At 72.3% G+C, this 26,220-nt stretch carries 26 protein-coding genes; 6 read left to right on the forward strand and 20 right to left on the reverse strand.

All coding sequences use genetic code 11. The features are described 5' to 3' along the window. Positions 1–142: 142 nt before the first annotated feature. The 5 genes from rpsN to ACQ393_RS10420 all read right to left on the reverse strand — a co-directional run bounded on the left by rpsN (position 143) and on the right by ACQ393_RS10420 (position 3,116). Complete coding sequence (gene rpsN, locus ACQ393_RS10400) at positions 143–448, reverse strand: 30S ribosomal protein S14 (protein ID WP_155053011.1); 306 nt, start codon at positions 446–448, stop codon at positions 143–145. A gap of 3 nt (positions 449–451) precedes the next feature. Further along, on the reverse strand, positions 452–619 hold the full coding sequence (rpmG, locus tag ACQ393_RS10405) for a 50S ribosomal protein L33 (RefSeq protein WP_021760158.1): 168 nt from the start codon (positions 617–619) through the stop codon (positions 452–454). Further along, a complete protein-coding gene (gene rpmB, locus ACQ393_RS10410) occupies positions 619–855 on the reverse strand; it encodes a 50S ribosomal protein L28 (RefSeq protein ID WP_056727420.1) in 237 nt (78 codons plus the stop codon). The genes rpmG and rpmB overlap by 1 nt, the downstream gene beginning before the upstream one ends. Positions 856–1,085: 230 nt before the next feature. Then, complete coding sequence (locus ACQ393_RS10415; protein ID WP_430646762.1) at positions 1,086–1,733, reverse strand: hypothetical protein; 648 nt, start codon at positions 1,731–1,733, stop codon at positions 1,086–1,088. Positions 1,734–1,748: 15 nt separating this feature from the next. Further along, entirely contained in the window at positions 1,749–3,116 is a 1,368-nt protein-coding gene (locus ACQ393_RS10420) for a glutamate decarboxylase (protein ID WP_430646763.1), read from the reverse strand. A gap of 313 nt (positions 3,117–3,429) precedes the next feature. On the opposite strand from ACQ393_RS10420, the gene ACQ393_RS10425 reads away from it, so the two are divergent. Together ACQ393_RS10425 and ACQ393_RS10430 are read left to right on the forward strand one after the other, a co-directional pair. Beyond that, positions 3,430–3,837, forward strand: coding sequence for a DUF7144 family membrane protein (locus ACQ393_RS10425; protein WP_430646764.1), 408 nt, complete (start codon positions 3,430–3,432; stop codon positions 3,835–3,837). An 86-nt stretch (positions 3,838–3,923) separates the two neighbouring features. Further along, entirely contained in the window at positions 3,924–6,161 is a 2,238-nt protein-coding gene (locus ACQ393_RS10430; RefSeq protein WP_430646765.1) for a LuxR C-terminal-related transcriptional regulator, read from the forward strand. A gap of 40 nt (positions 6,162–6,201) precedes the next feature. Here ACQ393_RS10430 and ACQ393_RS10435 read toward each other — a convergent pair whose 3' ends face one another. Then, positions 6,202–6,522: a carboxymuconolactone decarboxylase family protein gene (locus ACQ393_RS10435; RefSeq protein ID WP_430646766.1), complete on the reverse strand. Its 321-nt coding sequence runs from the start codon at positions 6,520–6,522 to the stop codon at positions 6,202–6,204. A gap of 250 nt (positions 6,523–6,772) precedes the next feature. Between ACQ393_RS10435 and ACQ393_RS10440 the strand changes: the two genes are divergently transcribed. Both ACQ393_RS10440 and ACQ393_RS10445 read left to right on the forward strand, forming a co-directional pair. Next, complete coding sequence (locus ACQ393_RS10440; RefSeq protein WP_430646767.1) at positions 6,773–9,127, forward strand: arylsulfatase; 2,355 nt, start codon at positions 6,773–6,775, stop codon at positions 9,125–9,127. A gap of 7 nt (positions 9,128–9,134) precedes the next feature. Beyond that, positions 9,135–10,280, forward strand: a complete 1,146-nt coding sequence (locus ACQ393_RS10445; RefSeq protein ID WP_430646768.1) for an AI-2E family transporter — start codon at positions 9,135–9,137, stop codon at positions 10,278–10,280. A 108-nt stretch (positions 10,281–10,388) separates the two neighbouring features. Here ACQ393_RS10445 and ACQ393_RS10450 read toward each other — a convergent pair whose 3' ends face one another. The 8 genes from ACQ393_RS10450 to ACQ393_RS10485 form a co-directional block, all read right to left on the reverse strand. Then, positions 10,389–11,288, reverse strand: a complete 900-nt coding sequence (locus tag ACQ393_RS10450) for a glycine betaine ABC transporter substrate-binding protein (RefSeq protein WP_430646769.1) — start codon at positions 11,286–11,288, stop codon at positions 10,389–10,391. A gap of 154 nt (positions 11,289–11,442) precedes the next feature. Next, entirely contained in the window at positions 11,443–12,441 is a 999-nt protein-coding gene (locus ACQ393_RS10455; RefSeq protein ID WP_430646770.1) for an ABC transporter permease, read from the reverse strand. Further along, positions 12,438–13,952, reverse strand: coding sequence for a quaternary amine ABC transporter ATP-binding protein (locus ACQ393_RS10460; RefSeq protein ID WP_430646772.1), 1,515 nt, complete (start codon positions 13,950–13,952; stop codon positions 12,438–12,440). Before ACQ393_RS10460 ends, ACQ393_RS10455 begins: the two co-directional genes overlap by 4 nt. A gap of 466 nt (positions 13,953–14,418) precedes the next feature. Further along, positions 14,419–14,823, reverse strand: coding sequence for a Fur family transcriptional regulator (locus ACQ393_RS10465; protein ID WP_430646774.1), 405 nt, complete (start codon positions 14,821–14,823; stop codon positions 14,419–14,421). Then, positions 14,820–15,662: a metal ABC transporter permease gene (locus tag ACQ393_RS10470; RefSeq protein ID WP_430646775.1), complete on the reverse strand. Its 843-nt coding sequence runs from the start codon at positions 15,660–15,662 to the stop codon at positions 14,820–14,822. Before ACQ393_RS10470 ends, ACQ393_RS10465 begins: the two co-directional genes overlap by 4 nt. Next, the gene (locus tag ACQ393_RS10475) at positions 15,662–16,594 is read right to left on the reverse strand and encodes a metal ABC transporter permease (RefSeq protein ID WP_430646776.1); all 933 of its coding nucleotides are present in this window, start codon (positions 16,592–16,594) and stop codon (positions 15,662–15,664) included. Before ACQ393_RS10475 ends, ACQ393_RS10470 begins: the two co-directional genes overlap by 1 nt. Positions 16,595–16,631: 37 nt before the next feature. Continuing rightward, on the reverse strand, positions 16,632–17,399 hold the full coding sequence (locus ACQ393_RS10480) for a metal ABC transporter ATP-binding protein (protein ID WP_430646777.1): 768 nt from the start codon (positions 17,397–17,399) through the stop codon (positions 16,632–16,634). Positions 17,400–17,403: 4 nt separating this feature from the next. After that, positions 17,404–18,447 (reverse strand): metal ABC transporter substrate-binding protein, encoded by a 1,044-nt coding sequence (locus ACQ393_RS10485; protein ID WP_430646778.1) that lies wholly within the window; start codon positions 18,445–18,447, stop codon positions 17,404–17,406. A 118-nt stretch (positions 18,448–18,565) separates the two neighbouring features. Here ACQ393_RS10485 and ACQ393_RS10490 point away from each other — a divergent pair, with 118 nt between their 5' ends. Further along, on the forward strand, positions 18,566–19,063 hold the full coding sequence (locus ACQ393_RS10490; protein WP_430646779.1) for a GNAT family N-acetyltransferase: 498 nt from the start codon (positions 18,566–18,568) through the stop codon (positions 19,061–19,063). Between the two features lie 19 nt (positions 19,064–19,082). On the opposite strand, the gene ACQ393_RS10495 is transcribed toward ACQ393_RS10490, so the two are convergent. The 4 genes from ACQ393_RS10495 to ACQ393_RS10510 are packed head-to-tail and all read right to left on the reverse strand — an operon-like array spanning position 19,083 to position 23,839. Beyond that, positions 19,083–20,507 (reverse strand): dihydrolipoamide acetyltransferase family protein, encoded by a 1,425-nt coding sequence (locus ACQ393_RS10495; RefSeq protein ID WP_430646780.1) that lies wholly within the window; start codon positions 20,505–20,507, stop codon positions 19,083–19,085. A 47-nt stretch (positions 20,508–20,554) separates the two neighbouring features. Next, entirely contained in the window at positions 20,555–21,520 is a 966-nt protein-coding gene (locus ACQ393_RS10500) for an alpha-ketoacid dehydrogenase subunit beta (protein WP_430647016.1), read from the reverse strand. 59 nt (positions 21,521–21,579) lie between these two features. Continuing rightward, positions 21,580–22,713: a thiamine pyrophosphate-dependent dehydrogenase E1 component subunit alpha gene (locus ACQ393_RS10505; RefSeq protein WP_430646781.1), complete on the reverse strand. Its 1,134-nt coding sequence runs from the start codon at positions 22,711–22,713 to the stop codon at positions 21,580–21,582. A gap of 43 nt (positions 22,714–22,756) precedes the next feature. Next, entirely contained in the window at positions 22,757–23,839 is a 1,083-nt protein-coding gene (locus ACQ393_RS10510; protein WP_430646782.1) for a histidinol-phosphate transaminase, read from the reverse strand. A gap of 52 nt (positions 23,840–23,891) precedes the next feature. Here ACQ393_RS10510 and ACQ393_RS10515 point away from each other — a divergent pair, with 52 nt between their 5' ends. After that, positions 23,892–24,272, forward strand: a complete 381-nt coding sequence (locus tag ACQ393_RS10515) for a phage holin family protein (protein WP_353815029.1) — start codon at positions 23,892–23,894, stop codon at positions 24,270–24,272. A gap of 3 nt (positions 24,273–24,275) precedes the next feature. Here ACQ393_RS10515 and ACQ393_RS10520 read toward each other — a convergent pair whose 3' ends face one another. Next, positions 24,276–25,784, reverse strand: a complete 1,509-nt coding sequence (locus ACQ393_RS10520; protein WP_430646783.1) for an alpha/beta hydrolase family protein — start codon at positions 25,782–25,784, stop codon at positions 24,276–24,278. Continuing rightward, on the reverse strand, positions 25,781–26,110 hold the full coding sequence (locus ACQ393_RS10525) for a hypothetical protein (RefSeq protein ID WP_430646784.1): 330 nt from the start codon (positions 26,108–26,110) through the stop codon (positions 25,781–25,783). The genes ACQ393_RS10520 and ACQ393_RS10525 overlap by 4 nt, the downstream gene beginning before the upstream one ends. Between the last annotated feature and the right edge of the window lie 110 nt (positions 26,111–26,220).

A 26,220-nucleotide genomic window follows, 5' to 3' on the forward strand; every position in this document is an offset into this window, starting at 1 on the left:
TTTCCGGCCCGTTCGGGCAGGTTGTCAGGGGGGCTTGACGGATGTCGCGGCATCCGTCGCCGACCCGCTCGGCGATCGACGCGGAGACGACGAGAGGGGCGCCCCGGAGACCGGGACGCCCCTCTCGGGAAGCGCTACTGGATTACCACGACGACTTCGTGATGCCGGGCAGCTCGCCGCGGTGCGCCATGTCACGGAAGCGGACGCGCGAGACGCCGAACTTCGTGAGCACGCCGCGGGGGCGGCCGTCGATGGCGTCGCGCGAGCGGACGCGCACCGGCGAGGCGTTGCGGGGCAGCTTCTGCAGGCCGACACGGGCGGCCTCACGGGCCTCGTCGGTCGCGTTCGGGTCGACGAGCGTCTTCTTCAGCTCGGCGCGCTTCGCGGCGTAGCGGTCGACGACCACCTTGCGCTGCTCGTTGCGCGCGATCTTGCTCTTCTTGGCCATGTCTTAGCGCTCCTCTCGGAAGTCGACGTGCTTGCGCACCACGGGGTCGTACTTCTTGAGCACGAGACGGTCGGGGTTGTTGCGACGGTTCTTGCGGGTCACGTAGGTGTACCCGGTGCCGGCCGTCGAACGGAGCTTGATGATCGGACGGATGTCCTGCTGCTTCGCCATTAGAGCTTCACCCCACGAGCCTGGATGTCCTTGATGACGGCCTCGATGCCACGGGCGTCGATCACCTTGATGCCCTTGGCGGACACGTTCAGGGTGACGTTACGACGAAGCGACGGCACGTAGTAGGTCTTCTTCTGCACGTTCGGGTCGAAGCGGCGCTTCGTCCGGCGGTGCGAGTGCGAGATGTTGTGGCCGAAGCCGGGGACGGCTCCGGTCACCTGGCACACTGCTGCCATTGGTCTTTCCTCCAATACCGAGGGGCCGGACGGCCCCTCCCAAGGTCTCTTGTCTGCAGGCGGATCCCCTCCGCGCGAGCGGGAGATACAGGGGATTCGTCCACGGTCAGGGCGGTGGAAGCGCCCAGCCAAACGTCGAGCTTACCAGACGGGCCGGTCGCGGCCGAATTCCGGCGGGCCGTGCGGAACGGCGGATGCCGCGGCTCGCGCGGCACGCGGCATCCGCTCGCTCAGCCCTTCGGGATGGTCCGGCGCGACAGCAGCGCCGCGACGAGGAAGCAGACGCCGCCGAGGAGCGTTCCGAGGTTCGCCCAGAGCAGGTTCACGTACGTGCCGGTGTCGGGCAGCACGTACGCCCCGATCGCCGACAGGCCGAAGAACACCGAGCCGATCATGTTGAGCCACGTGCCGTGCCAGGTGCGGGCGTCGGTGTCCCACAACTCGTGCCGCTCGTTCGTCGCCGCCATCGCGAACCCGCTCGAGACGAGGAACGCGATCGAGCCGAACGCGTCGGGCCGCCAGCCGACGCCCATCCGGTCCGGGTCGGCGAACGCCGCGAGCATCGCCCAGAACGTGCTCCAGTTGAAGAAGAGCGTGCCGACGAACTGCACGGCGGCAGCCCACCAGTCGTTGCGGTCCGCGCGCGAGACGCCCCGCCGCGGCACGTGCCGCCCGCTGAGGCTCAACTGGATGAACGCGGCGAGCGTGAAGAAGATCGAGCCGACGAAGAACGTGATTCCGACGCCGACCGGTCCCGCCCATTCCGCGTAGTTCGGCACGGCGCCGACGATGAAGCAGAACGAGCCGACGATGAAGCCCCACGCCTCACGGCGCAGGCGCCGGACGGTCGGCACCTCGCGCCGCGTCGCCTCGACCACGTCGCTCCCCCGCGCTCAGTGGTGGAAGGTCTGGACGAGGCCCTCGTGCGGCATCGGCCCCTCGAGGCCGTCGAGGAACTCGGTCTCCTCGCGGATGTCGCGCAGCAGGTCCTCGGCGAGGTCGTGGCTGAGGCCGTTGCGGCACACGATGCGCATGACGGTCTGGTCGGACTGGTCACCCGAGAGCGGATACGCCGGCACGAGCCATCCCTTGATGCGGAGCCGCTCGGCCAGGTGGTACAGCGTCCACTTGTCGGTGTACCCGGGCGCCTGCCGCCAGGCGAAGACGGGGATGTCGCGGCCCTCGCTGAGCAGTTCGTAGGCATCGAGCGAGCCGATCTCGCCCGACAGGAACACCGCGACATCCTGCGATGCCTGCTGGATGGCCCGGTACCCCTCGCGACCCAGCCGCAGGAAGCGGTAGTACTGCAGCAGCACCTGGGCGCCCGGACGGGAGAAGTTGATCGCGAAGGTCGGCATCGACCCGCCGAGGTAGCTCACCCGGAACACGAGGTCCTCGGGCAGCGCGGCGGTGTTCCGCCATACGACCCAGCCGACGCCCGGGTAGACGAGGCCGTACTTGTGGCCCGACGTGTTGATCGACTGCACGCGCTCGACGCGGAAGTCCCACTCGAGGTCGGGCTGCAGGAACGGCGCGACCATGGCGCCCGAGGCGCCGTCGACGTGGATCGGGACGTCGAGGCCGGTGGCCGCCTGGATCTCGTCGAGCTTCGCGGCGACCTTCGTGACGGGCTCATAGGACCCCGTGTAGGTGACGCCCATGATCACGACGACGCCGATCGTGTTCTCGTCGACCACGTCCTCGAGGCCGGTGCCGTCCATCAGCGGATGCTCGTCGCTGGTCGGGATGAAGCGCATCTCGATGTCGAAGAAGTTGCAGAACTTCTCCCAGCACACCTGCACCGCGCTCGACATGATGAGGTTCGGCGTCTCGGTGGACTTGCCGGCCGCCCGGCGGGCGTGCTGCCAGCGGCGCTTGAGCGCGAGCCCGCCCAGCATGCACGCCTCGGAGGAGCCGATGGTCGACGTGCCGATCGCGTCATCGGGATCAGGTGCGTTCCAGAGGTCGGCGAGGATCCGCCAGCAGTACTCCTCGATCGCCGCCGTCGCGGGGTACTCGTCCTTGTCGATCATGTTCTTGTCGAACGCGTCGTGGTAGAGCCGGTCGCCGTGCTCGTCCATCCACGTCGTCACGAACGTGGCGAGGTTCAGGCGCGCGTTGCCGTCGAGCATCGACTCGTCGTGGATGATCCGGTACGCGGTCTCGGGCAGCATCGAGCCGTCCGGGATCCTCGTGACCCTCGCGGTCGTCGCCTCGCCGGCTCGGGCGAACGTCGGCGTGAGTGCGTCGTCCTGAAGCATGGTCCCCCCTGCGTCCTCGTTCGGATTCCCGCCCGCGCCTGCGGGCGTCGGCCGGCGACGCGACCCGCTCCGCGAGCCCCCCGGCCGCCGTCCGAGCCCGAGGGTACGCCGGACGGACGCTCATCGCCTCACCCCATCTGGGTGAGGTCGGCCGATGCCATCCGGACGAGATCGGCCGACGGCGGCGCCGGACGCCCGTTTTCACGCGACCTGCGTGATGTCCCCGCCTGCGGCCCGCCGATAGCTTCGGCACCGTTCCGTCGGGACGCGCGGCATCGGGCCGAGCGACGACGCCGGACGAGAGAGGTTCGAGATGAGTGAGACCGAGACGACCGGATGGGTCGGATGGGGCTGGTTCGCGGGCATCGTGCTGCTGACCGCCGGCATCTTCGACGTCATCTACGGGCTGATGGCCGTGATCGGCCCGGACAGCGCCTACTTCGTCACCGGGGAAGGCGGCCTGTTCCTGTTCGACATCGCGGGCTGGGGCTGGTGGCACCTCATCAGCGGGGCGCTGCTGATCATCGTCGCGCTCGCGCTGTTCGCCGGCGCGACGTGGGCCCGGGTGATCGCCGTCATCCTGGTGGTCCTGAATGCCGTGAGCCAGCTCTTCCTGCTGCCGGTGCAGCCGTGGTGGTCGCTCACGATCATCGTGCTCGACATCCTGGTGATCTACGCGCTCACCGTGCACGGCCGCGAACTGAAGGCGGCCAGGGCCTGAGCCGGGGTCGGGTCCCGGCCGGACGCCGGGGCCCGACCGACCGAGTTCCTTGAGGCGCGCCGCGGGCGGCCCATAGGATGCGTCCCGTGGTCGGGGACACACGCAAGGCCGTCGCGCCTGCTTTCGAGCTGGACCGGGTCCTGCTCGACACGAAGCTCAGCGCGCCGCGCCCGCCGGGGGAGTACGCGAGCCGGCAGGGCCTCATCGACCGGGCGCGCGCGAGCGAGGCGCGGATCGTCGGGGTCAGCGCGCCGGCCGGGTACGGCAAGACCACGTTCCTCGCCGAATGGGCCGAGACCGAGACGCGGCCCGTCGCCTGGGTCGCGCTCGATCGGTTCGACGACGACCCGGCCGCGCTGCTCGCCCTCGTGGCGACGGCCTTCGGCCGGATCTTCCCCGGCGCCGCCGCCGTCGCCTCCGAGATGGGCGGGATGAGCGTCGGCCCGCTGGGACGTTCGGCACCGCTCCTCGCCTCGACGCTGTCGGCGGCGCCGGGCCCGTTCGTCATCCTCATCGACGACCTCCACGAGGTCGACTCCGCGGCCTGCCAGGATGTGCTGGAGGTCGCGCTCGCCGGCATCCCCGCCGGATCGCAGGTCGTGCTCGCGGGCCGGCACGAGCAGGCGCACCTGGCACGGCGTCGCGCCGAGGGCCTGACCTGGGAGATCGGCGCCGCCGACCTGCGAGCGGATGTCGCGGCCGCGCGCGTCATCTTCGGCACCCTCGGCGTCGAGCGCACGGACCGCGAGCTCGGGGTGCTGGTGGAGCGGAGCGAGGGGTGGCCGGTCGGGCTCGTGCTCGCGGCGATGATCTCCCGCGACACGGGGGACGGCGCTTCGATCGCCGGGGACGACCGGTTCGTCGCCGACTACCTGTACCGGGAGTGCGTGCGGCGGCTCCCCGAGTCGTCGCGGACGTTCCTCCGCCGGACGGCGGTCCTCGAGCAGATGTCGGGCGCGCTGTGCGACGCCGTGCTCGAACGGTCCGACTCGAGCGCGGTGCTGCGCGAGCTCGAGGCGACCGGGCTCTTCCTCGTGCCGCTCGACCACCGCCGCGGGTGGTTCCGGTACCACGGGCTCTTCCGCGAGTTCCTGCTCGCCGAGCTCGAGCACGCCGAGTCCGGCGCGATCCCCGAGCTGCACCGCCGCGCCGCCGACTGGTACCTGGAGCACGGCGTTCCCGCGCGGGCGATCGAGCACCTCCTCGCCGCGGGAGAGCGCGCGCGGTCGGTCCACCTCGTGGCCGAGCTCTCGCTGCCGACCTACCAGGCCGGACAGGTGACGGTCGTGAACCGATGGCTCACCGAGCTCGGCGAGGACGCCGTCGCGACGTATCCGCCGCTTGCGGTGCTCGCGGCTTGGGAGGCCGTGCTGACGGGCCGGCCCGCCGACGCCGAGCGGTGGGCGGATGTCGTCGAGCGCGCGTCGCACGGCGACGCCCCCGCCGACCAGCAGCCCGAGTTCGAGTCGGCCCGCGCCATGCTACGTGCGGCGATGCTCGCCGACGGCGCCGTGCGCGCCGCCGAGGACGCGGAGCTCGCGGTCGCGAGCGAACCGGCGTGGAGCCCGTGGCGGGACCAGGCCCTCCATCTCGCGGGCATGGCCCGGCTCCTCACCGGCAGCCCGGACGAGGCGCGAACGGCGTTCGCCGAGGCGGTGGAGCAGGCGACGGTGATGGGCAATGCGGATTCCGTGGTGCTCAGCGAACCAGAACTCGCGCTCCTCGAGCTCGACGCGGGACGGCGGGACGAGGCCGAGCGGCATTCGGCCGCCGCGCTCGCGACGATCGACGCCCACCACATGGACGGCTACCCGACGGCGGCCCTCGCGCAGGCCGTCGCGGCGCGACTCGCGCTCCATCGGGGCGACGCGCCGGAGGCGGAGCGGCTGCTCGCCAAGGCCATGCGGGCGCGGGCGGGGTGCACGTACGTGCTCCCCTACCTCGCCGTGAAGGTGCGGCTCCAGCTCGCGACGGCCTACGCCGAGCGCGGCCAACGCACGACCGCGATGCATCTCCTGCGCGAGATCGACGAGCTGCTCGCCGTCCGCCCGCGCATGGGGCGGCTGGTCGACGAGGTCGCCGCGTTCCGGCGACGTGCCGATTCGGCGCCGCAGGCGGGCGGCGGGACGCCGCTCACCCCGGCCGAGCTGCGGCTGCTGCCCTACCTGCAGACGCACCTGACGCTGAGCGAGATCGGGCGGCGGCTGTTCATCTCGCGGAACACGGTCAGCTCGGAGGTCGGCTCGATCTACCGGAAGCTGCGCGTGACGACGAGGAGCGAGGCCGTCGAGCAGGCGGTGGCGCTGGGCCTGCTCGGCGCCTGACCCCGCGGCCGTGCGACGACGCCGCGATCCGGCGGCCCGGTCAGTACTCGTCGCCGGCGACGAGCCCGATGTCGCAGCCGAGCGCGAGCGCGAGCTTCGGCGCCGCATCGACCACGCGCGCGAGCCCGACGACGGGCGCCACCACCGCCAGCACGTCGACGATCTCCGCGGGGCTGGCCCCGGCCCCGACCGCGGCATCAGCCTCTGCGCCGAACGAGGGTTCGGCCCCGCCGACGGCGATGAGCGCGGCGATCCGGGCGAGCGCGTGCGTCTTGTCGTCGAGCGTCGCCGCGACCGCGACCTCGGCGTCGATCCGCTGGTCGTTGAAGCTGAATCGACGCAATCGTTCGGCGTAGTCCACGACACCACCCCTCCTCGGGTCGCGCACCGGCGTCCACGCGCACAGTCCACGCTCCGGTCGCCCCGTCCGCATCACCCGAATCAGGTGATCCGGGCCGCCCCGCCGGTTCACGCGATTCGCGTGATGCGGGTGCGGATGGGGCGAACGTATCGTGCCCCGCGACGGGGCGTCGAGCGCGGAGCGCGAGCGCCCGGGCGACGCAGTCGCCGCGGGACCGGCCGGTCCGCGCGGTGCGGAGGGGGACGACACCATGACCGACGACGCACGCGATCCCGTGATCGGCCCGCCGCTTCCACCGGCGCGGACGCTCCCGTTCCCGCCGCCGCGATCGGGCAGCACGGCCGGTCGCACCATGCAGGAGTCGACCTACAGCCCGCGGCCGCCCGAACGGCACCTGCCGGCCGATGCCCCGAACATCCTCATCATCCTGATCGACGACGCCGGGCCCGCACTCCCCACGACGCTGGGCGGCGCGGTCCGCACCCCGACGCTGGACCGGATCCGCGCGGGCGGAGTCGGCTACAACCGCTTCCACACGACGGCGATGTGCTCGCCGACGCGTGCGTCGCTGCTCACCGGTCGCAACCACCACCGGGTCGGGAACGGCCAGATCGCCGAGCTCGCGAACGACTGGGACGGCTACTCGGGCCACATCCCGAAGAGCAGCGCGACGCTCGCCGAGGTGCTGCGCCAGTACGGCTACTCGACGGGCGCGTGGGGCAAGTGGCACAACACGCCCGCCGAGGAGACGACGGTCGCCGGTCCGTACGACCGCTGGCCGACCGGCTACGGCTTCGAGTACTTCTACGGGTTCCTCGCCGGCGAGGCATCCCAGTACGAACCGAACCTCGTGCGCAACACGACCTCGGTGCTGCCGCCGAAGTCCCCTGAGGAGGGCTACCACCTCAGCGAGGACATCGCCGACGACGCGATGTCGTGGCTGCGCGACCACAAGGCGCTGAAGCCCGACCAGCCCTTCTTCATGTACTGGGCGACGGGGGCGTTGCACGGCCCGCACCACATCATGAAGGAGTGGGCGGACCGCTACGCCGGGGCGTTCGACGACGGCTGGGACGCGTACCGCGAGCGGGCCCACGCGGGCGCGAAGGCGGCCGGATGGATCCCGGAGGACGCCGAGCTCACGCCGCGGCCGGAGAGCCTGGCCGCATGGGACGACATCCCCGACCACCAGAAGCCGTTCCAGCGCCGCCTGATGGAAGTCGCGGCGGGGTTCGGCGAGCACGCCGACGTGCAGGCCGGCCGGCTCGTCGACGAGGTCGAGCGGCTCGGCTACGGCGACGACACGATCATCATCTACATCTGGGGCGACAACGGCTCGTCGGGCGAGGGGCAGAACGGCACGATCAGCGAGCTGCTCGCGCAGAACATGATCCCCTCGACGGTCGACCAGCACATCGCGGCGCTCGACGAGCTCGGCGGCCTCGACGTGCTCGGTTCCCCCCTCACCGACAACCAGTACCACGCCGCGTGGGCGTGGGCCGGCTCGTCCCCGTACCAGGGAATGAAGCTCCTGGCCTCGCACCTCGGCGGCACGCGCAACCCGATGTTCGTGCAGTGGCCGGCTCGCATCGAGCCCGACCCCGTGCCGCGCACGCAGTTCCACCACGTCGTCGACGTCGTGCCGACGATCTACGAGATCCTCGGCATCTCGCATCCCGAGGTCGTCAACGGCATCCCGCAGGACCCGATCGACGGCATCAGCCTCGCGTACTCGATCGGCGACGCGGATGCCGCGGGCCGCCGCCGAACCCAGTACTTCGAGATCATGGGCAGCCGATCGATCTACGCCGATGGCTGGATGGCATCGGCCCTCGGCCCGCGCCTGCCGTGGGTACCCGGCGCGCCTCCCGGTATCCGCACGTGGACGCCCGACGAGGACCGCTGGGAGCTCTACGACCTCGAGCACGACTGGAGCCAGGCCCGCGACGTCGCCGCGCAGCATCCGGAGAAGCTCGCCGAGCTCAAGGAGCTGTTCGCGATCGAGGCCGCCCGCAACGACGCGCTCCCGATCGGCGGCGGCCTCTGGGTGGTCGCGCTGCACCCGGAGGACCGGATCACGCCGCCGTACACGGAGTGGGAGCTGAGCGGCGACACCGTGCGCGTGCCCGAGTTCTGCGCGCCGGCGCTCGGCAACCGCCCCAACACGGTGACCATGCACGTGCACCTGCCCGAGCGCGCCGACGGCGTGCTCTACAAGCTCGGCGGCACGGGCGGCGGGCTCACCTGCTTCCTGGTCGACGGCGTGCTCACCTACGAGTACAACCTCTTCCTCGTGCAGCGCACGGTGATCGCATCGCCGTCGCCGCTGCCGGCGGGCGACGTGACGCTCGAGGTCGAGACCTCGTACGTCGAGCCGCGGCCCGGCGGGCCGCTGAAGGTCGTGCTCCGCGTGGACGGCAGCGAGGTGGCGTCGGGCACCGTGCCGGTGAGCGCGCCGCTGCTGTTCTCGGCGAACGACTGCCTCGACATCGGGCGAGCGTACGGCGGCGCCGTGTCGCGGCAGTACGCCGACCGGATGCCCTTCGCCTTCGAGGGGCGCATCGACCGGGTGCACGTCGCGTATCCGCAGCCGTCGGGGGCGTGATCCGGCGATGACCCCGCCGCCGCCTCCGGTGCCCGTGCACCGCAATGCATTCATCCTGATGGGCATCGGCGGTGCGGTGCTCGGCGCCTTCGGGCTCGCGGCGATCGCGCCGATCTTCGCGCCGGTGTTCTTCGCGCTCGTGCTCACGATCTGCGTGCACCCGCTGCGCGACGCGCTCGAGCGACGCGGCGTCCCACGCGGGCTTGCGACGGGCTCGGTCATCCTCGCCGTCCTGCTGCTGCTCCTCGCCTTCGGCTACGCCGTGCTCGTCGCGTTCGGGCAGTTCGCGCAGCTCCTGCCGCAGTTCGAGCCGCAGATCGAGGACTGGCTGGGCGATGTCGCCGCCTGGCTCGGGTCGATCGGCATCACCGCCGACCAGATCGCGGCGATCGGCTCGGACTTCGACCCGTCGGTGCTCGTCGGGTTCGTCGGCGGGCTCGTCGGAGGGCTGACGGGCTGGGTGAGCCTCCTCGTGATCATCTTCACGATGCTGCTCCTGCTCGCGATGGACGGCGCCTTCCTCCCGACCCTCCTCCGGCAGCTGCGGCCGCACCGCCCGCTGCTGGTGACCGCGCTGGCCGGTTACGCGTCCGGCGTGCGTCGGTACATGGTCGTGACGACGCTGCTCGGACTGGCGCAGGGCTTCCTCAACTGGCTCGCGCTGGTGCTGCTCGGAGTGCCGGGCGCGTTCATCTGGGGGCTGCTCTCGTTCCTCTGCAGCTTCATCCCGAACATCGGCTACTTCATCGCGATCATCCCGCCGCTCATCTTCGGCGGGCTGGTCGGCGGGTGGCCCACGGTGATCGCGGTCGTCGTGATCTACGGCATCGTGAACGCCGGCGTGCAGTCCGTGGTCCAGCCGCGCGTCGTCGGCAACGCGGTTTCGCTGAGCCAGGGCATCACGTTCTTCTCGGTGCTGTTCTGGGCCCTCGTCATCGGACCGGTCGGCGCCATCCTCGCCATCCCGCTCACGCTGCTGGTCCGGGTGCTGCTCGTGGACACCAATCCGTCGATGGCCTGGGTGCGGCCGTTGCTGGGCGACCTCGACGAGGCGAAGGAGTCCATGGCGGAGACCGACGCGGAGCTCAAGGCGGCGCGGGCCGCGCGCCGCGCCGAACGACGAGGGACGGCCGGCACGGGCGGCACGTCCTGAGCCGAGACGAGACGACGGATGCCGCGGGCACGACGTGCGCCCGCGGCATCCGCTCTTCGTCTCATCGCGCCGTCTCGGCGCGGGCCGACCTCCTCGGGTCCGGAGACCTCAGGAGGTCAGGGAGTCGACGTACTCCTGGTTGTCCTCGATCCACTGCTCCACGATGGGGCCGTAGTCGTCGGTGTCGTTCTCGTTGAACATCGCGTTCTCGAGGGAGTAGAGCAGCTCGCTGTCCATCTCGAAGTCCTTCAGCCAGCCGGAGAGCGTGGGGAAGTTCTCCTCGAAGCTCTTGCCGCCGAACGAGTGGATGCCCTCGGCGTCGCCGAGCATGCCCTCCGGGTCCTCGAGGTCCTTGATCGGGAACGCGTCGTAGGCCCAGTGCGGGCGCCACAGGGTCACGGCGATGTTCTCGCCCGCGTCGGTCGCGGCCGTCAGCTCGGCGAGCATGGCCGGCGTCGACGAGGTGAGGTACTCCATGCCGTCGAGGCCGTAGGTCGGGATGACGCTCTCGGTCGTGACGCGGCTGAGGCCCGAGCCCGGCTCGATGCCGACGAGGCGGTTGCGGAACGCGTCGGCGTTCGCGGCGAGGTCGTCGAGCGAGTCGACCGGCGCGTCCTCGTTCACGGCGATGGTGAGCTTGGCGTCCTCGTTCCAGGCGCCGAGGTCGACGAGCTCGTCGCCGTACTCGTCGATGTAGTCCTGGTGGGTGATGGGCAGCCAGGTGTCGAGCACGACGTCGTAGTCGTCGTCGCTCAGGCCCTGGTAGACGGGCGCGACGTCGGCGTACTCGAGCTCGACGTCGTAGCCCTGCTCCTCGAGCACGGCCTTCCAGAGCTCACTGGCGGCGATGCCCTCGTCCCAGCCGTTGAACACGGCGATGGTGACGTCCTTCCGGTCGCCGTTGTCGAGGGCGTCGCCCTCGGCGCCGGCGCCCGAGGCGCAGCCGGAGAGGGCGAGTGCCGCGGCGCCGCCGAGGGCGAGGGCGGAGATCAGGTGACGCTTGGTCATTGCAGGGTGTTCCTTTCCTCCCGTGTGCTGTGGCACGGGTGTCGGGGCTCCGCGCGCGGGTCGCGCGGGGTTCCGGGGGCGACGGATGCCGCGTCCCGGGGATGCCGGGCACCGCCGTGCCGCAGGGCGGCCGTGCGGTGACCGGATGGTCTGGTTACTTCGAGCCGACGGGCGACTTCACTGCGGAGTGCTTCAGCGCGAGGCCGGAGCCGTCGGTCTCGGCGAGGTCGGTCGCCGCGGCGGCATCCGTCGTCGGCGTCGCGGGCGACGCGTCCGTGCGACGCGCGGACGCGGCATCCGCTCGCCTCGACCGGAACGACCGCGTGGTGCGGCCCCCGCCGAACGCGCCCGTGATGCGGTCGAGCACGATCGCGAGGATCACGACCGACAGGCCCGCCTCGAAGCCGAGGCCGACGTCGATGCGCGTGAGCGACTGCACGACGTCGCCGCCGAGCCCGCCCGCGCCGACCATGCCGGCGATGACGACCATCGAGAGCGAGAGCATGATCACCTGGTTGACGCCCGCCATGATCGACGGCATCGCGAGCGGCAGCTGGATCTGCCGCAGGATGCGCGACGGCGACGAGCCGAACGCGTACCCCGCCTCGACGACCTCGCGGTCCACGCCGCGGATGCCGAGCTCCGTCAGGCGCACGCCGGGCGCCATCGCGAAGACGATCGTCGCGACGATGCCCGGCACGACGCCGACGCGGAACAGGATGAGCGCCGGGATCAGGTAGACGAACGCGGGCATCGTCTGCATGAAGTCGAGGATCGGCCGGATGACGCGGCTCGCGACGTCGTTCCGGGCGGCCAGGATGCCGAGGGGGATCGCGATGACCACGGCGATCGCGCTCGAGACCAGGACGAGCGCGAGGGTGTCCATCGCGTTCTCCCACTGGTCGACGCCGACGATGACGAGGAGGCCGACCGCCGTGCCGACGGCGAGCTTCCAGCCCTTCGCGAACCAGGCGATCGCGGCGATCACGAGGATCACGGCCCAGAACGGCGGGGTCGACAGGATGACGTCGACGAGGTCGTAGAAGCCGGCGAACACGGCACGGATGACGTCGAAGAGGGCGCCGAGCGCGTCGGTCAGCACGTCGATGACGGCCTCGGCGACGTCGCCCAGGGGCAGGCGGAACTCGTTCATGCGCGGCTCCCCTCGGTCGCGGCGGGGTGGTGGGTTGCGGAGGCCGGGGCGGCGGCGGCCTCCTCCGCGGCCGGCTCCTCGGCGGCCGGTTCGGTGCCGTGCAGGGTCGCCGTGATCACCTCGACGGGCACGGTCGCGGGCGGGTCGACGACCGTGATCTCGCCCGTCGACGGCGCGACGTTGCCGAGCGCCGCGAGCAGGGTCACGCGCGGCACGGCGCCGAGCAGGCGGTGCCGCTCGTCGACGACGGCGAGGGGCAGCTCCTGCTCGACCGAGCTGCCGAGCAGGTCGGCGAGGTGCACGTCGGGGCCGACGGTCGCGATGTCGTCGCGGATCGCCGAGTCGAGGCTGCGCTCGCCTCGCTGGACGAGGCGGAGCACCTCGCGATCGTGCGCGACGCCCAGCAGGCGTCGGCCGGGCGCGACCACGAACACGGTCGAGGTCTGCAGGTCGCGCATCGCCCGCAGCGCGGCGCGCGGCCCGGCGCTCGACGAGACGATCGCGCGCGGCGCCTCCATGACGTTGCCGGCGGTGAGCACGCGCGCGCGGTCGACGTCCTGCACGAACTGCGCGACGTAGTCGTCGGCCGGGTCGGTGAGGATCTCCTCGGCCGTGCCGAGCTGCACGATGCGCCCGTCGCGCATGACCGCGATCCGGTCACCGAGGAACATCGCCTCGTTCAGGTCGTGCGTGATGAAGACGATGGTCTTGCCGAGCTCCTGCTGGAGCTCGACGAGCTGCTCCTGCATCTCGCGGCGGATGAGCGGGTCGAGCGCCGAGAACGCCTCGTCCATGAGCAGGATGTCGGTGTCCGCGGCGAGCGCGCGGGCGAGGCCGACGCGCTGCTGCATGCCGCCCGAGAGCTCGGACGGCATCTTCTCGCCCCAGCCGCCGAGCCCGACGCGGTCGAGCACGCGAGCGGCCCGGTCGCGGCGCTCCGGCGCGGGCACGCCCTGGATCTCGAGGCCGTAGGCGGCGTTGTCGAGCACGGTGCGGTGCGGCAGCAGGGCGAAGTGCTGGAAGACCATCGACACGTGGTCGCGGCGGACGGCGCGCAGGCGCTTCGGGGAGACGCCGGTGAGCCGCTCCCCCATGACCGTGACCGTGCCCGCGGTGGGCTCGAGCAGGCCGTTGAGCATGCGGATCAGGGTCGACTTGCCCGAGCCGGAGAGGCCCATGACGACGAAGATCTCGCCGCGGCGCACGTCGAACTCGGCGTCGACGACCGCGGCGGTGCCGAGGTGCGCGATGTCGTCGCGCGTGGCGCCCTCGGCGAGCCGCTGCAGGGCCTCGCCGGGCTTCCGGCCGAAGAAGCGGGTGAGGCCGCGAACCTCGAGGGCCGGGGGCGTGTGCCGCGCCGCGGCGGCCGCGACGGCGGCGGCGGGGTCGGCCGCGGCGTCGGGGGAAGCGACACCGGGGCGGGCGGCGCGGAGGTCGGGGTTCGTGCCGGGCGGCGCGGCGACGTCAGGGGTCGCGACGCCGTCCGCCTCGGAAACGGGGGATTCGGGCATGTGTGCGGGCACTCCGAGGCGCGCTCGTCGTTCGCCGGCCATGGTGCTCGGCCGAGGGCAGGAGCGTGCTCAGGGTCACGGCCGGGTTCCTGGCGATCCGGGAGACGGGCTCGAGCCGCGGCGTTGCTGCGCACCGCGGCGAACACCGAATCCAGCGCGTCCGGCCATCCGGGCCGAACACCACGCGGGGAACCGTACGACCTCGGCGGGCACTCGTGCGAGCGCCGGCGACCGGGGGCGCGGACTGGGCGGTCTGGTCCTCACGGACCGTCCTCCACCGTAGCCACGAGTTCGACGGGTTGTCGAATCGAGACGGAGGATTTCGCGTTGACCGGGGATTCCACCGGAGACCGTGCGGTCGCCGGATCGGCGGAGCCGGCGGGACCTCCGACCCATGCGCCGGCTCGGAGAACCACCTGGCGTCGTTCGAGCGCGTCGCGTGAGGGGGGGTGCGGCGAGCAGGCCGTCAGGCGCGCATGCCCTCCGCCGCCTGCCGGGAGCACTCCGCGCACAGTCCGAAGACGTCGACGACGTGCGCCGGTGCGGTGAAGCCCTGCTCGGCGGCGACCCGCTGGGCCCACGTCTCGACCTCGTCGGCCGCGATCTCGACGGTCAGGCCGCAGTTGCGGCAGATCAGGTGGTGATGGTGGCCGGTGCTGCAGGCGCGGTAGATCGCCTCGCCCTCGGGCGACTGCAGGCAGTCGGCGTCGCCGCTCGCGGCGAGATCGCCGAGCGCCCGGTAGACCGTCGCGAGGCCGATCGGCGAGCCGCTCGCGTGCAGCGCCGAGTGCAGCGCCTGCGCGCTGATGAACCCGTCGGTGCCGTCGAGCGCGTCGCGCACCGCCTCGCGCTGCCAGGTGTTCCGTTTCATGCGATCCGTGCGTCCTCCGCGGTCTCCACCGGTATCGGAGCCCGCCTCGAGGGTAGTCGCCGCAGCTGTGAGCCGCCGAGCGCGAGGAGGAAGAACGCGGTCGCCGCGAGCGCGATCGAGGGCCCCGCCGCGACCGCCAGCGCGCGCGACGCGAGCACGCCGATGACGCCCGACGCCGCACCGATCACGGGCGCCGCGACGAGGACGCCCCGGTAGGTCGTCACCACGGCGCGGGCGGCCGCGGCGGGTGCCGCGATGAGCGCGATGGCGAGGATGGCGCCGACCGCGGGCAGTGAGCTGACGACGGATGCCGCGGTGAGGCCGAGCACGAGCAGCTCGACGGGCCACTCGCGGAACCCCGCGGCCCGGAACCCGGCCGGATCGAAGGTCGAGAACGCGATCCGCGGGCCGAAGGCCGCCACCAGCGCGATCGCGCCGACGAGGACGGCCGCCGCGAGGGCGACGTCGGCGTCGGTGACCGTGAGGATCGACCCGACGAGGAGGGACTCGGGGCGGACCGGGATGCCGGGGATCACGGCCTGGAGGAGTGCGCCCGCCGCGAAGCCCCCGGTGAGGACGATGCCCGCGGCGACCTGGGCGCCCTGGTGGCGCACCCGGGCGATGGCGGCCATCACGGCGACGATGACGACGGATGCCACGGCCGCGCCGAGCGGCACGCTGAGTCCGAGCGCTGCCGCGGCGACCGCCCCCGGGTAGGTGGCGTGGGTGAGCGCCTGGGCGAAGAAGGTCCTCCGACGCAGAACGACGAGGGCGCCGACGAAGCCGGCTCCCGCACCGATCACCACGGCGGCGAGCAGGGCGCGTTCGAAGTAGCCCATCAGCCCTCCCCCGCCCCTGCGCCGACCCGCCGGTCGCCGATCGGCTCGGAATCCGCCGACGCCCGGACCACGGGACTCCGGCCGGCGAGTCGGTCGCGCACGAGCCGCACGCCGAGCATGACCCCGTACACGACGACGAAGACCGCGACGACCGTGCTGCCCGCGGGCAGGTCGACGCCGGCACCGACGGACGCGCCGAAGCCGACCGCGAGGCCGAGCCAGGCGCTCACGGCTCCGACCGCCGCGGCGATCGGGAAGAGCCGCCAGAGGCGCACGGTCGCGAGCCGGGCCGACGCCCCGGGCACGATGAGGAGCGCGAGGACGAGGAGGGTCCCGACGGTGCTCGCGCCGGCGACGACGACGAGCGCGATCGACGCGTTGAGCACGAGGTCGAGCAGGAGCGCCCGATCGCCCGCCGCCCGGCTGCCCTGCCGGTCGAACGCGAGGAACACCTGCTGCTTGAGGGTCGCGCCCACCGCGACCGCCGCGACCAGCGAGACCACGAGGAGGGGGACGACGTCCTCCGGCGCGATGGTGAGCACCCGGCCGAAGAGGAGCGCCTCGAGCTCGCCGGCGTAGTCGTCGCTGCGCGACACGACGATGACGCCCACGCTGAACGTGGCCGTCAGCACGACGGCGACGGCGGCGTCGGAGGTCACGCCGGCTCGGACGAACAGCGTCAGCAGCACCGCGCCGATCAGCGCCGCGATCGCCGCGCCCGGGACCAGCCCGGCCGTGCCGCCCACGGCGAGCCCGATCGCGAGACCCGGGAAGACCGCGTGCGTGAGGCCGTCGCTGATGAACTCGAGTCCGCGCAGGTTCACGAGCACGCCGACGATGCCCGCGACGACCGCGAGGACGAGCAGCACGAGGAGGGCCCGCCCCATGAACGGGAGGGCGAAGGCGCCGAAGAGGACGTCGCCGGGGCTCATCGCGCACCCCTCCCCCGGTCGCATGCCCGATCCGGCATCAATGCCCCTCGTGACCCGGGACGACCAGGGTGTGCTCGTCGATCTCGACCTCGACGCCCTCGAAGCACTCCTGCACGTTCTCGAGCGTCAGCACGTCCTCGACGCGACCGCACCCGACCTGCGTGCCGTTCACGAGCAGCACGGTGTCGCACACCTCACGCGCGAGTTCGAGGTCGTGCGTCGACACGATGATCGCGACGCCCCGCGCCTTGAGCGTCCGCACGGTGTCGATGAGCGCATCCCGGTTGGCCTGGTCGAGGCCGTTGAACGGCTCGTCGAGCAGCAGCAGCGCCGGCTCGGAGGCCAGGGCGCGTGCGAGCATCCCGCGCTGCCGCTGCCCGCCCGAGAGCTCGCCGAACCGTCGACGCGCGCGGTCGGCGAGACCGACGGTCTCGAGCGCGCCGCGCACGGCCTCGCGGTCGTGCCGGCCGGGCCATCGGAGCAGTCCGAGTCGCCGGTACCGACCCTGCATCACGACCTGCTCGAGGCTGATCGGGAAGTCGGGATCGAGCTCGGACGACTGCGGGAGGAATCCGATCATTCCGTCTGCGGCATGCGGTGCGCCACGGAAGCGCATCGTGCCCTCCACGAGCGGGACGAGGCCGAGGAGGCCGCGCAGCAGCGTCGACTTGCCGGCGCCGTTCGGACCGATGACCGCGACCGCCTCACCGGGAGCGACGGAGAGCCGCAGCCCGCTGACGCCCGCGCCGCCCGGGTGCCGGAACGCGGCGTCCCGGAGGACGAGGACGGGGGACGCGTCGGTCATGTCGTCATCCTCCCAGTGCGGCGGGCAGCGCGGAAGGGTCGACGCCCCACGACTCGAGGATGAGGCGCACGTTGTGCACCTGGCTGCCGAGGTAGGACTCGCCGTCGGAGCCCGGCTGACCGAGCGAGTCGCCGTACAGCGCGTCCTCCCCCGAGTACACGGCGACGCCGGCCTCGTCCGCGATGGTCTGCGCGGTCTTGGGCGAGATCGAGGCCTCCGAGAACACCGCCCGCACGCCGGTCTCCTCGATGCGGGCGACGAGCTCGTCGATCTCCGCGGCGCTCGGTTCGGCGTTGTCGTCGAAGCTCGGGATCACGCTGCCGACGAAGGTGATGTCGTAGGCGTGCAGGAAGTAGGTGAACGCGTCGTGGTTCGTCACCAGCAGTCGCTCCTCCACCGGCACCGCTCCGACGTTCTCATCGATCCACGCGTCGAGCGCGTCGAGCTGCGCGACGTAGGCATCGGCCCCGTCGCGCACGGCGTCGACGTCGATGCCCGGCACGTCGGCGAGTCCGGCGGCGATGTTCTCGACCATCCGCTCGGCGAGCACGGGATCCGTCCAGATATGCGGGTTGCCGTCCTCGTGGTCGTCCTCGGTCGCGTCGTCGGGGTGCGCGTCCTCGGCGTGGTCGTCGCTCGTCTCCTCGTGGTCGTGCGCATGGTCGTCGTCGGTGGACTCCAGGTCGATGCCGGTGCTCGCGTCGATGAGCACGCCGTCGAACCCGGAGGCCGCGATCGCGTCGTCGACCCATGACTCCAGGCCGGCGCCGTTCACGACGAGCGCGTCGGCCGTGCCCAGCGCGAGCAGCTGGGCGGCGGACGGATCGAACGAGTGGGCGCTCTGCCCGGGCTCGAGGAGGCCGGTCACCGCCGCCGACTCCCCCGCGACCTCGCGGGCGAAGTCGGCGACCTGTGTGGTCGTCGCGACCACCTGCACGTCGGCGTCCTGCGTTCCGCCGGGCGTCGCGCAGCCCGCGAGCAGGGAGACGGACGCCGCGCCGAGGGCGAGGGCGGACAGGCGGGCGGTGCGGGGTGATGCGAGTGGCATGCCTCGAGCGTAGGGCTTATTGATAATGATTGTCAAAACCATGTGCGGGGTTCCGTTCGCATGACGTTCTGTGGAGTGGGGGTGTCGCGCGTCGGTCGTCCGTGCGAGAGTGTCAGCCGTGGAAACCGCCACGAGCCCCGTTACCCTGCACCCGTTCACCCCCGCCGACGCCGAACGCCTCCTCGACGGCCACGTCGACCCGATCGACGGCTGGGAGGGCGGCTACTCGTTCACCGATGAGCCCGAACTGCTCGCCGAGTACGTCCGCGCAGCGCAGCGCGACGGCGACCCGGCGCCCTTCGGCCCGTACCTGGTACGCCGCGTCGGCCTCGACGGCGAGGAGGGCGTCGCCGTGGGCGGCGTCAACCTGTTCGGCCCGCCCGACGTGCGCGGCGCCGTCGAGTTCGCCTTCGGCCTGGTCCCGGCCGTGCGCGGCGAGGGCCTGTCGCATCACGTCGTCGACGCGGCCGTCGCGGTGCTCCGCGACGCCGGTGCCCTGATCGCGCGCGCGGAGTGCGAGATCGCCAACCTCCCGGCGCGGCGCGTGCTCGAGCAGGCCGGCCTCGTGGAGGTCGGCCGGACCGACGACCAGGTGGCGTACGAGATCCGCCTCTGAGCGACGCCGGGCGCGAGCCCTACTCGAGCAGGAGCGCCGGCTCCTCGATGATCGAGGCCACGTCGGCGACGAACCGCGACACGACGTCGCCGTCGACCACACGGTGGTCGAACGAGCCGCCGATCGTCGTGACGAAACGCGGACGCACCTCGCCGTCGACCACCCACGGCTTCTGCTTGATCGTGCCGAGGGCCACGATGCCGACCTCGCCGGGGTTCAGGATCGGGGTGCCGGTGTCCATGCCGAAGACGCCGATGTTCGTGATCGTGATGGTGCCGCCCTGCATCTCGGCGGGCTGCGTCTTGCCCTCGCGGGCGGTGAGGGTCAGCTGCTCGAGCGCCGTGGCGAGCTCGACCATCGACATGTCCTGCGCGTCCTTGACGTTCGGAACGATGAGCCCGCGCGGCGTCGCCGCCGCGATGCCGAGGTTGACGTAGTGCTTCACGATGATCTCGTCGTCGGTCCACTGCGCGTTCACGGTGGGGTTGCGGCGCACGGCCCAGAGCATGGCCTTCGCCATGATGAGCAGCGGTGAGATCCTGATGCCGGCGTAGTCGGGCGACGCCTTCAGCCGCTTGAGGTACTCCATCGTGCGCGTGGCGTCGACGTCGACGAACACCGAAACATGCGGCGCCGAGTATGCACTCTGCACCATGGCCGCCGCGATCGCCTTCCGCACGCCCTTGACGGGGATCCGGGTCTCGCGGTCGGACGGCGCCTCGGGCGTCTGGATGTTGCGGAAGACGCTCGCCTGGCTCGCCTCGCGGATCACGTCGTCGCGTGTGATGTCGCCGATCGGACCGGTCGGCGCGACGCGGGAGAGGTCGACGCCGAGGTCCTTCGCGAGCTTGCGGATCGGCGGCTTCGCGATCACGGGAACGCCGTCGTCGTGCCGCTCGGCGGGGCGCGCGGCGATCTCCGCCGCCGCGGCGACCACCGCAGGCCGGGGTGCGCTCGGCGCGGCCTCCGGGGCGGGAGCGGGGCGCGGCGGCGGGGGAGCGAGGTGCTCGTGCGCCCCGCCCGGCGCCGGATGCCGACGGCGACGGCTCCGGACCGGGCCGCTGCTGCCGTGCCCGACGAGGACGGCGCCGCCCTCGTCGCCCTTCGAGGCGGGGGGCGCGGGCTCGGCCGGGATGGCGGGCGCCGCGACGGGCGCATCGGCCTGGATCGGCATCGCATCGGGCGAAGACATGCCGGACGCGGCATCCGTCTGGATCACCAGGATGGGCGTGCCGACGTCCACCGTCCGCCCCTCCTCGACCAGCAGCTCGGACACGGTGCCCTCGAATGCGCTCGGGAGCTCGACGAGCGACTTCGCGGTCTCGATCTCGACGAACACCTGGTCGAGCGAGATGCGGTCGCCGGGCGCGACGCGCCACTGCACGATCTCGGCCTCGGTGAGGCCCTCGCCCACGTCCGGAAGCGGGAATCGGATCTCGCTCATCGTGCTCCTCAGGTTCGTCGGGTGCGTGATCGGTGGGACCGCGCTGGTCAGTAGGACAGTGAACGGTCGACGGCCTCGAGCACGCGGTCGGCGCTCGGCAGGTACTCCGTCTCGAGCGCCGCGGGCGGGAAGGGCGTGTCGAAGCTCGAGACGCGCAGCACCGGCGCCTCGAGCGAGTAGAACGCGCGCTCCGCGACCGTCGCGGCGATCTCGGAGCCCACGCTCACGAAGCCGTAGGCCTCCTGGGACACCACGAGGCGGCCGGTGCGGTGCACCGAGTCGACGATCGGTCCGAAGTCGATCGGGGAGAGCGAGCGCAGGTCGACGACCTCGAGGCTCCGTCCCTCCTCGGCGGCGATGTCGGCCGCCTGCAGCAGGGTCGCGACCATCGCGCCGTGGCCCACGACGGTCACGTCGTCACCACGACGGACGACGCGGCTCGCGTGCAGCGGAAGGCCCGAGTGGTCGAGGTCGACCGGCCCCTTGGGCCAGTAGCGGCTCTTCGGCTCGAAGAACAGCACCGGGTCGTTCGACGCGATCGCCTCCTGGATCATCCAGTACGCGTCGTGCGGGGACGAGGGGCTGACCACGCGCAGGCCCGGGGTGTGTGCGAAGTACGCCTCGGGACTCTCCTGGTGGTGCTCGATCGAGCCGATGTGACCGCCGTACGGCACCCGGATCACGACCGGCATGGGCATCCCGCCGTCGTGGCGCAGGTTCATCCGCGAGAGCTGCGTCGTGATCTGGTCGAACGCCGGGAAGATGAAGCCGTCGAACTGGATCTCGAGGACCGGCCGGTACCCGCGCATCGCCATGCCGATCGCGGTGCCCACGATGCCCGACTCCGCGAGCGGGCTGTCGAGCACGCGGCGGTCGCCGAACTCGGCGATGAGGCCCTCGGTGACCCGGAACACGCCGCCGAGCGCGCCGATGTCCTCGCCCATGAGCAGGACCTTCGGATCGTTGCGGAGGGCCTCGGCCAGCCCCGCGTTGATGGCCTTCGCCATCGACATCGTGTGCACGCCGCGGAGCCCGCTCGTCTCCTCGGCGGTGCCGGCGATCGTCTCGACCGTCATTCCCGGCCTCCTTCGAACGAGTTCTCGTACTCCTCGAGCCAGGCCGACTGGGCCTCCATGAGGGGGTGCGGCTCGCTGTAGACGTGGGCGAAGATGTCGCTTCGCGGGGGAGCGGTGAGCTCGAGGGCTCGCGCGCGCACGCCGGCGGCGACCTCGGCCGCCTCCTCGTCGACGCGGGCGAAGAACTCGGCGGATGCCCCGCGTCCCTCGAGCCACGTGCGGAAGCGCGTGATCGGGTCGCGCGCGGTCCAGTACGCGACCTCGTCGTCGGTGCGGTACTTCGTCGGGTCGTCGGCCGTCGTGTGCGCGCCCATCCGGTAGGTCACCGCCTCGATGAACGACGGACCCTCGCCCGCTCGCGCCTCCTCCAGCGCCCGGCGCGTCACCGCGTAGCTGGCGAGCACGTCGTTGCCGTCGATGCGGATGCCGGGCATGCCGAAGCCGCCGCCGCGGAGCGACAGCGGGCTGCGCGACTGGCGCGAGACGGGGACCGAGATCGCCCACTGGTTGTTCTGCACGAAGAAGACCTGCGGGGTGCGGTAGCTCGAGGCGAACACCAGCGCCTCGTTCGCATCGCCCTGCGAGGTCGAGCCGTCGCCGTAGTAGACGAGCACCGCGGCATCCGCCTCGGGGTCGCCGGTCGCGGTCGCCCCGTCGAACTGGAGGCCCATGGCGTACCCCGTCGCGTGGAGGGTCTGCGACGCGAGCACGAGCGTGTAGAGGTGGAAGTTGCCGTTCTCCTCGGGCTTCCATCCGCCGAGCGTCGCGCCTCGGAGGAGCTTCAGGATGGCGACGGGGTCGAGGCCGCGGATCATGCCGACGACGTGCTCGCGGTACGAGGGGAAGATGTGGTCCTGCGGGCGCGCGGCGCGCGCGGATCCGACCTGCGCCGCCTCCTGGCCGTGGCTCGGCACCCAGAGGGCGAGCTGGCCCTGGCGCTGGAGGTTCGCGCCGGTCACGTCGATCCGCCTCGAGATCACCATGTCGCGGTAGAACTGCTCGAGCGCGGCATCCGGCAGCGCCTCGACGAGGGACAGGTACTCCTCCGCCTCGGGCGACGGACGCAGGTCGCCCTCGGGCGTCAGGAGCTGGACCGTCGGAGCGGTGAAGTCGCGTGAGGGGGCTGCCACCGTTCCACGGTACCTGCTGGGTCAGGGCCCCTTCTTGTGGAGGTCAGACAAGCTCCTTCAGAAGCCTTAGGAGCACCTCCACAGACTCCGGTTCACCGACCGAGACCCTGATGCCGTCGCCCGGGAAGGCGCGGGCGACGATGCCGCCCTCGAACAGCGCCTCGGCGACCTCGACCGTGCGCTCGCCGGTCGGCAGCCAGACGAAGTTGCCCTGCGCGGCCGGGATGGCCCAGCCCTGCTCGATGAGGGCGTCGCGCAGCGCGTCGCGCCGCTCGGCGAGCTGGTCGACGCGGCCGAGCAGCTCGGCCTCGTTCGCCGGCTCGAGCGCGGCGAGCGCGCCGGCGGTCGCGACCGCGGTGACGCCGAGGGGGATCGCGGTCGACCGGGCGGCGTCGAGGATCGGCACGGGCCCGATCGCGTAGCCGACGCGCACGCCCGCGAGCCCGTAGGCCTTCGAGAAGGTGCGGAGCACGACGAGGTTGGGGTGGCGCCCGATGAGCGAGCTGCCGTCGACGGATGCCGCGTCCCGCACGAACTCCGCGTACGCCTCGTCGAGCAGCACGAGCCGGTCGGCCGGCACGGCGGCCATGAACCGCTCGAACTCGTCGGCCGTGACCGGCACGCCGGTCGGGTTGTTCGGCGAGCAGACGATGAGGACGCGCGTGCGGTCGGTGACCGCCGCCGCCATGGCGTCGAGGTCGTGGCCGTGGTCGGCGCGGTTCGGCACCTGCACGCTCGTCGCCCCGGCGACGGTCACGAGCCCGGGATAGGCCTCGAACGAACGCCACGAGTAGACGACCTCGTCCCCGGGCGCCGCCGCAGCGAGCACGAACTGGGCGAGGAGCGACACCGACCCGGCACCGACCAGCACCTCGTCGGGCGTGACGCCGTAGCGCTCGGCGAGTCGCTGGCGGAGCTCGAGCGCCGTGGCATCCGGGTAGCGGTTCACCTCGGTCGCCGCCTGCGCGATGGCCGCCTCGACGGCTTCGATCGGCGGCCACGGGTTCTCGTTGCTCGACAGCTTGAACCCGTCCGCGGGAGCGGGACGGCCCTGGCGGTACGGGGGGAGGGCGGCGATCTCGTGACGCAGGCGCACCTGCGCGGTCGTGGGCTCCGATGCGGTCACGGCATCCACCGTACCCCTTCGCCCGGCGGCGGCCCGCTGCCATAGTTGAGGCATGCGCTTCCTCCTGAAGGTCATCGTCGTGGCGTTCGCCCTGTGGCTCACGACGCTCATCGTGTCCGGCGTCAGGGTCGTGCCGTACGAGGACACCGACATCGCGACGGTGCTCACGTACCTGCTCATCGCCGCCATCTTCGGGATCGTGAACGCGACGATCGGCACGTTCATCCGGATCGTCGGGTTCCCCCTCTACGTGCTCACGCTCGGGCTCATCTCGTTCATCGTCAACGGGCTGCTGCTGCTCCTCGTGGACTGGATCAGCGGCCTCATGGGCTTCGGGCTCGAGGTCGACGGGTTCTGGTGGGGCGTGCTCGGTGCGCTCGTGCTCGGGCTCATCAGCTGGCTGATCGGGCTGGTGGTGCGGCCGGCGGACTGAGGGTCATCCGGCCTTCCGCTCCGCGCGCCAGTACGTGACCTCGGCCGAGGTCGCTCCCGTCGTGAACCCGGTCACGAGCCCGCGGAACTCGACGAGTCGCCGGTCCGCCGAGGCGTCGACCTGGCGCGCGGAGGCGACGTAGCGGTCCATCGCGTGCGCGGGCACGATCCCGTCCGCATCGGGGTCCAGGGGTCCGGCGCTCAGCCCCACCTCGATGCGCCCGGTGGCGGGCACGCCCGATCCGGCGGTGGCGTGCACGAAGTCCTCGTCATGCCCGACGGAGAGCAGAGGAGTGGCGCCCGTCGCCACCTGGGCGGCCGGACCGCCGAAGTTCACGGCGGCGACCACGCCGAGGTCGGGATCCGCCGCCAGGTTGGCGGCGACCATCCCGCCCGCCGAGTGGCCGACGACCATGACGGGGTCGCCGTCCGCGATACCCGCCTCCCGCATGGCCGCGCGGACCGCGCGCTCGGAGGCCGCGGCCTCGGTCGGCAGGCCGACGAGGTCGTGCAGGGCGGATGCCGCGGCGACGCCGTGCAGGTTGGCCGTCATGTCGTACGGCTCTTCATCGGGCGTCAGGCCGAAGTCGGCCGTGCCCGCCGAGTACACGATCCAGCGCGGACCGTCGTCGGTCTCGTAGCGCTCGATGCGCACCTGCGGTCCGCCCGCGTCGGAGGGCGGGATGCGCTCGGCGAGGTCCTGGATGCCGCCGGCCGGGATCGGGGCCCCGTCGGCGCCGATGCCGGCGGGCGGCGCTCCCGGCTCCGCACCGCGCGCCCCGCGGCCCGGTGGGGGATCCACCCGCACCGGATCGCCGATCGCCGTCTCGCGGAGCGTGCGCGAGCCGGTGACGAGTCCGACCGCCCCGGCGGCCGCGAGCAGCAGGCCGGCGTTCTCGGGCGCGTCGAGCCCGGCGCCGACGGCGAACAGTCCCGGGATCCTGAAGAGCCCGGCGAGGAACTCGTCGGCCTGGTCGGCCGCGGCGCGCACCAGGCCGACGAACGCCGGATCGGAGAGGATCGACCGCCCGAACTCGTCGAGCGCCGCGCCGACGTCGTCGAGGTGGCGCTCGTGGTCGATGAGCAGGGGGATGACGTTCGCACTCGCGATGACGCCGACCGAGATCGCGCCGGCCGACAGCATCGGCAGCGCGAGCCCGGGGAGCACCAGGCCCATGAGGCCGGCGGCGACTCGTCGGCTTGCGTCCGCGAGGCCCGCCACCAGGTCCTCGGTGACCGCGTAGCGCGCGGCGGACAGCCCGAGGCTGGAGGACAGGTCGGTCGCGGCGGCGTTCGCGGCGGCGAAACCGGTGTGGGCGGTGTCGAGGTCGATCGCCGCGCTCCAGCCGGCGTCGGCGTGGCCGAGCTGCTCGGCCTCGGCGCGCAGCATCGCCGCGCGGGTGGTCCATCCGTCGATGACGTGCGCCGCGGCCGACAGCCGCACGGCCTCGGCGATGAGCGCGTCGGTCTCGACGGAGTACCGCCCGCCGCTCCGGACCGTGAGGTCGCTCATCGGCCCGCTCCCGCCGCGGACACCGGTCGATCGGGTGTCGCTGCGGCCAGGGCCGCAGCCGTGACGGCGTCGCGCGTACGCTCCCGCTCGACCTCGAGCCGGCCCTCCGCATCGAGCAGCGAGCGCTCGGCGCCCGCGAGCGCGAGCCGAAGCTCCCCGGCTCGTCCGGCGTAGCGGTCGGCGGCCTCGGCGTGCCAGCCCTCGATGCGCTCGAGCACCAGACCGGGCCGGACGTGCTCGACCTCGACGCGGAGCCGACGGAGCGCGACGAGCGCCCGCTCGAGCGCATCGAGCCTGGCTGCGGGGGAGGAGGTGGACCGGATCACCCGACGATGATGCGCGCGCCGGAGCCGGCGACGGGCGGCGTCGTCGGCTCAGGCGGTGACGGCCTCGGCTTCGACGGGTGGGGAGGACGGCTGCGACGCGGGGCGGACGG

Origin of the sequence: Agromyces sp. GXS1127, from assembly GCF_050565425.1 — a bacterium.
GTDB lineage: Bacteria > Actinomycetota > Actinomycetes > Actinomycetales > Microbacteriaceae > Agromyces.

What these genes read in the sequence shown, in the direction of transcription:
- rpsN (WP_155053011.1), bottom strand. Translation starts at nt 448, where the DNA reads ATGGCCAAGAAGAGCAAGATCGCGCGCAACGAGCAGCGCAAGGTGGTC.
- rpmG (WP_021760158.1), bottom strand. Translation starts at nt 619, where the DNA reads ATGGCGAAGCAGCAGGACATCCGTCCGATCATCAAGCTCCGTTCGACG.
- rpmB (WP_056727420.1), bottom strand. Translation starts at nt 855, where the DNA reads ATGGCAGCAGTGTGCCAGGTGACCGGAGCCGTCCCCGGCTTCGGCCAC.
- ACQ393_RS10420 (WP_430646763.1), bottom strand. Translation starts at nt 3,116, where the DNA reads ATGCTTCAGGACGACGCACTCACGCCGACGTTCGCCCGAGCCGGCGAG.
- ACQ393_RS10425 (WP_430646764.1), top strand. Translation starts at nt 3,430, where the DNA reads ATGAGTGAGACCGAGACGACCGGATGGGTCGGATGGGGCTGGTTCGCG.
- ACQ393_RS10440 (WP_430646767.1), top strand. Translation starts at nt 6,773, where the DNA reads ATGACCGACGACGCACGCGATCCCGTGATCGGCCCGCCGCTTCCACCG.
- ACQ393_RS10445 (WP_430646768.1), top strand. Translation starts at nt 9,135, where the DNA reads ATGACCCCGCCGCCGCCTCCGGTGCCCGTGCACCGCAATGCATTCATC.
- ACQ393_RS10450 (WP_430646769.1), bottom strand. Translation starts at nt 11,288, where the DNA reads ATGACCAAGCGTCACCTGATCTCCGCCCTCGCCCTCGGCGGCGCCGCG.
- ACQ393_RS10455 (WP_430646770.1), bottom strand. Translation starts at nt 12,441, where the DNA reads ATGAACGAGTTCCGCCTGCCCCTGGGCGACGTCGCCGAGGCCGTCATC.
- ACQ393_RS10460 (WP_430646772.1), bottom strand. Translation starts at nt 13,952, where the DNA reads ATGCCCGAATCCCCCGTTTCCGAGGCGGACGGCGTCGCGACCCCTGAC.
- ACQ393_RS10465 (WP_430646774.1), bottom strand. Translation starts at nt 14,823, where the DNA reads ATGAAACGGAACACCTGGCAGCGCGAGGCGGTGCGCGACGCGCTCGAC.
- ACQ393_RS10470 (WP_430646775.1), bottom strand. Translation starts at nt 15,662, where the DNA reads ATGGGCTACTTCGAACGCGCCCTGCTCGCCGCCGTGGTGATCGGTGCG.
- ACQ393_RS10475 (WP_430646776.1), bottom strand. Translation starts at nt 16,594, where the DNA reads ATGAGCCCCGGCGACGTCCTCTTCGGCGCCTTCGCCCTCCCGTTCATG.
- ACQ393_RS10480 (WP_430646777.1), bottom strand. Translation starts at nt 17,399, where the DNA reads ATGACCGACGCGTCCCCCGTCCTCGTCCTCCGGGACGCCGCGTTCCGG.
- ACQ393_RS10485 (WP_430646778.1), bottom strand. Translation starts at nt 18,447, where the DNA reads ATGCCACTCGCATCACCCCGCACCGCCCGCCTGTCCGCCCTCGCCCTC.
- ACQ393_RS10495 (WP_430646780.1), bottom strand. Translation starts at nt 20,507, where the DNA reads ATGAGCGAGATCCGATTCCCGCTTCCGGACGTGGGCGAGGGCCTCACC.
- ACQ393_RS10500 (WP_430647016.1), bottom strand. Translation starts at nt 21,520, where the DNA reads ATGTCGATGGCGAAGGCCATCAACGCGGGGCTGGCCGAGGCCCTCCGC.
- ACQ393_RS10515 (WP_353815029.1), top strand. Translation starts at nt 23,892, where the DNA reads ATGCGCTTCCTCCTGAAGGTCATCGTCGTGGCGTTCGCCCTGTGGCTC.
- ACQ393_RS10520 (WP_430646783.1), bottom strand. Translation starts at nt 25,784, where the DNA reads ATGAGCGACCTCACGGTCCGGAGCGGCGGGCGGTACTCCGTCGAGACC.